The organism is Fibrella forsythiae (genome assembly GCF_017353175.1).
GTDB lineage: Bacteria > Bacteroidota > Bacteroidia > Cytophagales > Spirosomataceae > Fibrella > Fibrella forsythiae.
This window is the reverse complement of record NZ_JAFMYW010000031.1, coordinates 1-7,404: the sequence shown is the minus strand read 5'-3', so window position 1 is coordinate 7,404 and position 7,404 is coordinate 1. Positions and strand designations below refer to the sequence as shown.

General features: G+C 49.5%; 12 protein-coding genes. 8 read left to right on the top strand and 4 right to left on the bottom strand.

Features of this window, described 5'->3' with window-relative positions; all coding sequences use genetic code 11:
• The coding region (locus J2I46_RS32315; RefSeq protein ID WP_207333251.1) for a hypothetical protein at positions 1-372 on the bottom strand (372 nt) is incomplete at its 3' end.
• Between the two features lie 380 nt (positions 373-752).
• Between J2I46_RS32315 and J2I46_RS32310 the strand changes: the two genes are divergently transcribed.
• From J2I46_RS32310 to J2I46_RS32295, 4 genes are all read left to right on the top strand, one after another.
• On the top strand, positions 753-1,031 hold the full coding sequence (locus tag J2I46_RS32310) for a type II toxin-antitoxin system RelE/ParE family toxin (protein ID WP_207333250.1): 279 nt from the start codon (positions 753-755) through the stop codon (positions 1,029-1,031).
• A gap of 15 nt (positions 1,032-1,046) precedes the next feature.
• Positions 1,047-1,382 carry a HigA family addiction module antitoxin gene (locus J2I46_RS32305; RefSeq protein ID WP_207333249.1) on the top strand — a complete coding sequence of 112 codons (336 nt, stop codon included), beginning with the start codon at positions 1,047-1,049 and terminating at the stop codon, positions 1,380-1,382.
• Positions 1,383-1,738: 356 nt separating this feature from the next.
• Positions 1,739-2,980 (top strand): outer membrane protein assembly factor BamB family protein, encoded by a 1,242-nt coding sequence (locus J2I46_RS32300; protein WP_207333248.1) that lies wholly within the window; start codon positions 1,739-1,741, stop codon positions 2,978-2,980.
• Positions 2,981-3,323: 343 nt separating this feature from the next.
• On the top strand, positions 3,324-3,644 hold the full coding sequence (locus J2I46_RS32295) for a hypothetical protein (protein WP_207333247.1): 321 nt from the start codon (positions 3,324-3,326) through the stop codon (positions 3,642-3,644).
• Between the two features lie 204 nt (positions 3,645-3,848).
• Here J2I46_RS32295 and J2I46_RS32290 read toward each other — a convergent pair whose 3' ends face one another.
• The 3 genes from J2I46_RS32290 to J2I46_RS32280 all read right to left on the bottom strand — a co-directional run bounded on the left by J2I46_RS32290 (position 3,849) and on the right by J2I46_RS32280 (position 5,607).
• Positions 3,849-4,013 carry a hypothetical protein gene (locus tag J2I46_RS32290; RefSeq protein WP_207333246.1) on the bottom strand — a complete coding sequence of 55 codons (165 nt, stop codon included), beginning with the start codon at positions 4,011-4,013 and terminating at the stop codon, positions 3,849-3,851.
• Positions 4,014-4,078: 65 nt separating this feature from the next.
• Positions 4,079-4,624, bottom strand: coding sequence for a hypothetical protein (locus J2I46_RS32285; protein WP_207333245.1), 546 nt, complete (start codon positions 4,622-4,624; stop codon positions 4,079-4,081).
• A 251-nt stretch (positions 4,625-4,875) separates the two neighbouring features.
• A complete protein-coding gene (locus J2I46_RS32280; RefSeq protein ID WP_207333244.1) occupies positions 4,876-5,607 on the bottom strand; it encodes a LexA family transcriptional regulator in 732 nt (243 codons plus the stop codon).
• 326 nt (positions 5,608-5,933) lie between these two features.
• Between J2I46_RS32280 and J2I46_RS32275 the strand changes: the two genes are divergently transcribed.
• From J2I46_RS32275 to J2I46_RS32260, 4 genes are all read left to right on the top strand, one after another.
• A complete protein-coding gene (locus tag J2I46_RS32275) occupies positions 5,934-6,281 on the top strand; it encodes a hypothetical protein (RefSeq protein WP_207333243.1) in 348 nt (115 codons plus the stop codon).
• A gap of 92 nt (positions 6,282-6,373) precedes the next feature.
• Positions 6,374-6,604: a hypothetical protein gene (locus J2I46_RS32270; protein WP_207333242.1), complete on the top strand. Its 231-nt coding sequence runs from the start codon at positions 6,374-6,376 to the stop codon at positions 6,602-6,604.
• A complete protein-coding gene (locus J2I46_RS32265) occupies positions 6,597-6,908 on the top strand; it encodes a hypothetical protein (RefSeq protein WP_207333241.1) in 312 nt (103 codons plus the stop codon). Before J2I46_RS32270 ends, J2I46_RS32265 begins: the two co-directional genes overlap by 8 nt.
• 96 nt (positions 6,909-7,004) lie before the next feature.
• Entirely contained in the window at positions 7,005-7,337 is a 333-nt protein-coding gene (locus J2I46_RS32260; RefSeq protein ID WP_207333240.1) for a hypothetical protein, read from the top strand.
• Positions 7,338-7,404: the final 67 nt, after the last annotated feature.

Below are 7,404 nucleotides of genomic sequence, written 5' to 3'. Positions count from 1 at the left end.
TCCATTCCCGTACCAGTGATGGGGTACGCGGAGCCGGAGGCTGCTCAGGTCTACGTCGGCGGGCAGCTGGCCTGTTCCCTCCAGGGTGAAGCGGGAGGTTTTTACCAGCTCCCCAAAGCCATCCTCTACTTGCCTGGTAGCAACCAGGTTACCTGAGTTCTGCACGCTTGTGCCTGGAAGGTGCCGGATCGTCGTATCGACGCCCTCACCCTGAACCAAGAAATACCGAATGTCTTTGAGCGAGTACTGGGCGGGCGTCACTAAGCCAGGCTCGGGGAGATCGGGCCTCGAGCAGGCGGTGAGCAGCGTGAGGGGCAGCGCCATCAGGGTCGCCAGGCGAGCCAGGGGCGTGCCGGAAAGAATCGTAGTCATACCATTTCGTTGAGTGAGCTACTTATTGGTGGATAAAGCTCCTGCCTGCGAGTATTTACTATGCCTCTTGGCTTCGCTAACTTTAATCGGACGCTATAAATGATGGAAGTTGCTGCCGGTGATCGGCTCATCGGGTATGCCCGCTCTTTGTAAAAACGGCTTCAGACCCTGGCCTGATAAGTAGACTTTATGAATGGCTCAGGGCTATACCAAGCTATAGATTGTTCTGTAGCGTTCCAAAGACGTCCGTCTAAGACTTGTAAAGTCAGAGAAAACCACGTTTAAACCTCAATACTTTGGTATACTACAGAGCCAAACAAGTTAAACCGATTATACTGATTTTGCTTGCAACGTGACACGTTTCAGGTTACACTTGCGTTATGATCATCAGTTACCGCAGCAAAGCCCTCGAACTTTACGCCACCAAGGGCGACCGCTCGAAACTGCAACAACAGCACGTTCAAAAGATCAAGACGATCTTGACCCGCCTCGATGCCGCCACAAACGCGCAGATGATGAACCAGCCCGGTTATAATTTTCATGCATTAACGGGCGACTATGAAGGCTTTTATGCGGTGAAGGTATCGGGCAATTATCGGATCATTTTCCGCTTTGAAGGCGAGAATGCGTGCGACGTGAATTATTTAGACTATCATTGAACAGACATATAGATCATGGCTTTATTTGACCCCGCACACCCCGGTGAGCTGATCCGCGAAACCCTTAACGGCATCTTTGAGGAAACCGGCGAGAAACTGACTGTTGCCCAGGTAGCAGCCGGTATCGGTACAACGCGCAAAACGTTGTCTGCCATCATTAACGGCAAGCAGAGTGTTTCGCCTGAAATGGCAATCCGTTTAGGCACTGCGTTTGCCAATACGTCGCCTGAATTTTGGCTGACGGTGCAGGAGAATTACGATCTTGCACAGGCCCGGCAAAAAGTTGATACAAGTACTGTGACAGTATTTTGGAAGCCTGAGGGTTTGGTTCATCAGCCTATCAATAGTTGAATAAATTAACAAATGTCACCTAGTCGTATAGCAAGTTCTTTTAGTGTACATCTGAAAGCTAATATGGATGCAACTAATGCAAGAGGATGACAGGATGTCTAATCATCTGAATAAATACCTCTTTCCCCTCCTGTACGTTGGATGCAGTATAGCGAAGATCATATAGGGGCATTTTTTTCATACTAAAAATCAAGTATATTTTTACGAATTCAACGGAATTAGTAACGTCTATACAAGCGTCTAGTTGCCGAAATGGCAGGCAGGACAGATAGTTCTTTTGTTACACCGCCATGCTATCAAGCCATCGCCTCAGCAATAGATTACTCCTCCTCATCGGACAGCTTCTAACGATAGGCATGCTATGTTTTAGTTGCCACAAGGAAGAGGATACGTTGCTGGATGCTGCTGGGGTCATCGTTAAGCTACCCCAGCAATGGAAAGTGCCTATATCAGATGATGGTGAATTAGCCGAAGTAATTGTTAAAGCTCCAATAGTTTACAACAGGAGTCAGGTGTTAGTTGGCGGAAATCTGAGTAAACAGCGGTCGCTTATCTCGGTCGATGCGCTGAGTGGTCAGTTGACTTGGCAATGGCAGGATCTGCTTACCCTGGCCCGTAATCCTGGTTATCCAGACCCAATCTATTTTTATGCTGGTGGGTATCATCTGTACAACGGAAAGTTCTTCTTTCCCTTTGCCGACAATGCCTATACCATCGCTTTAACGGAAGGGAAAACGTATCAGAAATATCAGTCTTCCTTCTATCGTAGCATTATAGCGGGGGGGATAGGTAACCTGTACTTCACCTCGGGCAGGCCTTCCAGCCAGTTACAAACGAGTCCTGAGGCCCTCTACATCGGTGATCTGTCGGTGGCAAAGCCAGAGACACCATTGCTTGTTCCCAATTATAGCCAGGTAGCCAAAATGTGGTTTAACGGCTACGGCATGATTCGAGCCATTACGCCCTTTATGGCGCAGGGTGATACGCTTCTCAACTTGCTATGCTATGATCGGGTGCTGGATCAGGAGCCGCTTCAGCACCGCACCTTCAGTGCATTGTACAACCTAAGCAAACGTACCTGGGTCTATGACCGGGTGGTGCTTAACGAGGGTGGCACACAAGGGGCCTGGAGTGCTACCCTGCACGGGCAGTACATGTATTTCAGTTCCATGCGTGAGTTGTACTGCTTCGAGGTGATGACGGGCAAGAGAGTATGGACCCGTTTCTTTTCGGAAAGTTTTTCCAGTTTGCTGATCGCCGAGGGTAAACTCTACGGCAACAATGGAGACCGGTTTACGTACTGCTTCGATCCAGTCACCGGGCGGCAGCTTTGGAAAGAGCAAAGCTCCGGCAGTTCAACGTCGTTGACCTACCTTAACGGTGTATTGTATTTTCTGGGTGGTGGCGACGGTAAACTTCATGCCATCGATGCCAGTACCGGCAAGCATCTGTGGCGGATGGAGTCGCCCGATCTGAAGCAGAATTCAGGAGCCTGGTTCTACGGCATCTGCGTAGCAGTGCCGGGGCAGGGCGGCAGCAAAGGGCGGGTAGTAGCCACCACAGGGTTGAACGCCTACGGTTACGAAGCCATCCGGTAAGCAAGGTCCCTGGCCTGCATCCGCAGATCGTATGTGGCCCTCCTATGAATCAATCTACACTGTTACTGTCTGTGCTAATGTCAATTATAATAAGTCACGCTTGTTCCACTATAAACGTTCGTTTGTATTGTGACAAACACTATAAGGCAATTTGACTGGCTACCTGTTGGTTGTACTTTTTCAAGCTAATTTGTAGAGCCCTTTCATTTTAAGGGATTATCCCCAAAAATAGCCTCTGAACGTAACCACTATGTTACTACTACCAGATAGTCCGTTAGCTGATTAAAGTGGTCATACAACCAACGGGCTACAAATGGGATCCATAGGAGAAAACGTACTCGTTATGAAACGCTTTACTATCCTGCTATCAGTGGCCTGTTTGTTAAGCTGTCACAAGACACCAGTGGAGCCCCAAGAGATCAAAGCAACCATTATCGGGTATCGCCCACCGCCGTACACGGGCTGTAGAGAGGGCTACGAACTTAAAACCGAAACGGGCCAGCTCCTGCTCGGGTCTAGCTTTGATCTTCCAGCCCCCTACGATAACGCCGGTAAACTGGCTTATCCGGCTCTTGTATGGATTCGCTATAAAGTCAGAGAGGCAGGGCCGACTTGTAGCTATGCTTCTGACCTGGTTAACATTCTCTCTATTCGGGCGCAATAGAATTAGCTTCCTGACAATGGACTTAATTGCTCCATTATGAAGCAATTTTTGAAGACAATTTTTGATATAAAAACAACTATCTTATAATCAATAAGTTATACTAATCGTATAGTGCCTTAGTATGGGGTAAATGGCATCCTAAATGGTGCAGGACAGATTAGCATAAAGGGGGGCATTTAGGGCACCATTTACCTAACTTTTTCTTTAAGCCAGGGCTTCTACGAGCATCGGATATAGCTCACCGGTCACCCTCGACAACGCCTGGCTCAGCTGCTGCTCACTCACTGTAGTCACGTAGCTATATTTTAGTCGAAACGTTGAGTTGCCCAGCGTCAGCACCACATTTCGCAGGGTCGATTTGGGAATCATCAACCCGGTAGCTATCCCATGCACGCAAGGGAGGCGTCGTTGCTTTAGTTTATCTTGCCTTGGACTCAATGGCCTGAGAACATGCTTTTACACTTTATGAAGTTGTCAATCAGTTTTGACGGATTTGTTTCGTCAAATTCATCGAACCCAATGATGAAGGCTGGTTCAGGCATGAAAAAGCGGATGCTATTATTAATGCTTTCCACATAATCGGACGCATGGCCCTGCCGGGCAACACCTTGCTCGATTTGCTGATCCCACCTGATTCTTTTAGCAGACTTGTGCACCAGAAAAGGGATAATAAAAGGTACATATGTGCTGAATAGGGGATTTTCCTCGTAGATTAATCTTCTGTCGGGCCAAAGATTGAACTCGGTAAAGATAGCTGCCGTATCAACCGTGTATACAGCGTTGTTCTCCCGTATATTATTAAACAATGCCTCGCGGTTTTGATCAACGTACGCTTTCACATATGCCGCCTGCCACACAGAGGTTCCTTTCTGATTAACGATAAAATAGGGATGAAACGAATTGCTGATGGCAATGCCGCCAATCTCACCAATGACCTTTCGGTAGAGCTCCTTTACTAAGTGGTGGTCTGTTGTTACCATGTTGGGCTTATCGGTAAAGCCATACAGGTAATAATAGCCAAAACTGGTTAACGAGGGCTGGTCACTGCTCGGCGCGACCTGCTTCCGCTTAAATATGTCAAATAGTCCCATTGCACTGCGTTTAGTTGACCACTAAAGGGGGCGGGCCGCTGGCATAGCCCTATTTTCAGAGCAGCTGCATTTTGCTCATAGGGATTGTTCAGCCTGAAGCGAAATGCAGTTACCCCCAAGTTCTATTAGCTTCTGAAACGCTAGTTCGCGTTTTGGTTTTCGTATCCCTTGACTAGGAACAGATGAAGAATGTCAGCTTTCTCGACAGGCCAGTTCTTGTATTGCTCCTCATTGTGTGAGCGCAAAATAACCCGCGATTCGTCGGTGGGATCAGGATCAATGTACTTCAGTAAACGATAGCCCTCAAGTACGACCAGATACACTTGTCCAAAGTCGATGTACTTCTTGTTCTTTAGGTAATAGACGTATAACCGGGAGCCGGGAAAGATGCGGTCATTCATCGAATCCCCCTTTACATGACAGGCGATGCAACCACGGTAGTGGGGCGCATAAATATAGCCTTGAGGCGACTTCTGGTTGTCGTTGAAAAGCTCCTCTAGTCGCCCGGCAGTAATTTCTACATCATAATAGGGCACATAATCTGGTGAGTTTGTCCCAGGGATCTCTCTCACAATTGATTGAGTTGCATTACTACCAGAGAGTGAAGCTACCATATTGGGCTTCCCTAGGCTCTCTTCCAATAAAATCTCCCCTTCTCCTGTTTCCCACCACCCTTCATTTACTTTATACAACTCTATTATATCCTTTACTATACGATCGCCGGGTATTACTTTGCCCTTCTCATAATCTGACAGATTACCTTGAGGTATTTTAAGAGGTTTACCGAAATTGCTCTGATTGAGTCCTTTAGCCTTTCTTATTGAGCTTATTTTCTCGCCAGCTGTAGCCCAGTCCTTCACCTCTACAATCATACATTTATATTATATACTATTTTATTTTGCCAAACGCTTGCTATAATATATCCATGGATATATATTTGCTCAACAATAGACAAGCAAACATACGACATGGCAACAACAAATGAAGAAAGGGAGGCTACGCCAGTAGAGACTTTGAGTGAACGGCTGAGCCGTGCTTATAGGCGGATATCGCCTAATCTACGGGCTTTAGCCCGTCGGGACTTCTGTGAGGCCCACCAAATTACGGATCAAACATTTCGGGCCAAACGGGCGGGTATTAACTCGGCGACCGTTGGAGAATGCGAATGGTTGGAGGCTTATAACCCACACGTCCACGCATGAAGACGCCTCTCAAGGCTTCGCCCTTAGCGAGCTATACCCTGCCCAGCGGTATGAATGCTACTAATTTGACAGTGGACGTAGTGACCAGAGCCGCTTCGTTAACAGAATGTGGGTTACAAGCCACCCCTCTACCGCTACCCGATGAGGCTACCAAAGAGCACGTACTGGACGCGATTGCCCTGCTGGAAACGCACCTATCGAACCCTGCGCTCAATGCCCTGTGTAGCGTGGCCCTGAGCTGGTATCTGGATATGCTCACTAGCCAACAGATAGTCAATCTGAGCGAGCGTATGCAGCTACTGATTCAGCGCGTCGCTATTAGTCATCCATCCCTTATTGATTAAGCCCTAGTCTTCTAGTCAAGCCTATTTCATATAAAAAAGCCTCGGCCTGTTTGCAGACAGAGCCGGGGCCATAACCAAATCGTGTTCTAGACATGAACGGAACAAATGTAATCAGGGCGGCCCAAAGCGCCAGCCCCGCCCCAGCCAATGGCCTTAGTGGCCCTAGCGGCCCCAGCCTCCGCCTCAAGCAGATCCAGGACTACCAGATCCTGGCCAGAGTGCGCCTCAAAGAACGCCTTAACGGCTCGCCCACCAGCGCCACGCTGTACGATTTGCTAATGCGGGATCAGCTCACCGCCATAAAGCGCCAGCCCCATGCCTAGCCCCCGCCTTAAGCCCAGCGCCGCCAACCGGCCCCTGGTGGCTACTCACGACCCTGATCTGCAACTGGTCCTGCGCCGGTTACGCGATCTCTACCAGCAGCGCCAATTATGGCAACAAGGTAAGAACATGACCCTGTCTATCCGGCCCTTTAGCGGCGTAGAGCTGAGCCTTGACCCCGTAGAAAGTTTGATCGTTAACTGCGAAGATCCCGACGCGCACCTGCTGTCAGTGCCCTTGAACGCCCTGATCGATCACTACGAACAGGTGTTATGGCTAGCCAAGATCCCCCTGCCCTCGCTATGAACACCCTGGCCCTGACCGTCATCGGGCTGCTGGTCGCCTCGCTGGTGATCCCCGCCCTGAAAGCAGCGTTTAAGAACCCCTTAGACGAGCACTTTCATGACTAGCCCAATCTGCCCCTACGTGGAGGCGGTGGACCCCAATCTCCAATCGGTAGCTAGTGAGTCGCTCCACTGGCTGCACCTGGACGAGCACACCTGCGAGCTGCACAGGCAAACCCAGGAGCCCCAGCTGGACGGCTTTGGTAAGCCGGTCACCCAGCTGCTGGGCCTGATCAAGTACGATCCTGATACGGAGCTCTACCTGGGCTACGTGCACCCCTGGACGGAGCCGGGCAAGCAACCGCCCCTATTGCCCGTACTGGCTCGCTATCACAAGCTGCTGGTGCAAAACAAGCTCATCGAATTCCTTCACTCAACCAGTCGCCTCTAGCTGATGGCTACCTTCCACTCGCTCTTAAAGACCTTTGTCAGGCAGCACATCGCTGCCCCCGGCCCCG

Excerpts from the sequence above, each read along its gene's own strand:
- J2I46_RS32275 (WP_207333243.1), top strand. The coding sequence starts at position 5,934 with ATGAAGACGCCTCTCAAGGCTTCGCCCTTAGCGAGCTATACCCTGCCC.
- J2I46_RS32280 (WP_207333244.1), bottom strand. The coding sequence starts at position 5,607 with ATGATTGTAGAGGTGAAGGACTGGGCTACAGCTGGCGAGAAAATAAGC.
- J2I46_RS32290 (WP_207333246.1), bottom strand. The coding sequence starts at position 4,013 with ATGATTCCCAAATCGACCCTGCGAAATGTGGTGCTGACGCTGGGCAAC.
- J2I46_RS32285 (WP_207333245.1), bottom strand. The coding sequence starts at position 4,624 with ATGGTAACAACAGACCACCACTTAGTAAAGGAGCTCTACCGAAAGGTC.
- J2I46_RS32305 (WP_207333249.1), top strand. The coding sequence starts at position 1,047 with ATGGCTTTATTTGACCCCGCACACCCCGGTGAGCTGATCCGCGAAACC.
- J2I46_RS32270 (WP_207333242.1), top strand. The coding sequence starts at position 6,374 with ATGAACGGAACAAATGTAATCAGGGCGGCCCAAAGCGCCAGCCCCGCC.
- J2I46_RS32295 (WP_207333247.1), top strand. The coding sequence starts at position 3,324 with ATGAAACGCTTTACTATCCTGCTATCAGTGGCCTGTTTGTTAAGCTGT.
- J2I46_RS32260 (WP_207333240.1), top strand. The coding sequence starts at position 7,005 with ATGACTAGCCCAATCTGCCCCTACGTGGAGGCGGTGGACCCCAATCTC.
- J2I46_RS32310 (WP_207333250.1), top strand. The coding sequence starts at position 753 with ATGATCATCAGTTACCGCAGCAAAGCCCTCGAACTTTACGCCACCAAG.
- J2I46_RS32300 (WP_207333248.1), top strand. The coding sequence starts at position 1,739 with ATGCTATGTTTTAGTTGCCACAAGGAAGAGGATACGTTGCTGGATGCT.
- J2I46_RS32265 (WP_207333241.1), top strand. The coding sequence starts at position 6,597 with ATGCCTAGCCCCCGCCTTAAGCCCAGCGCCGCCAACCGGCCCCTGGTG.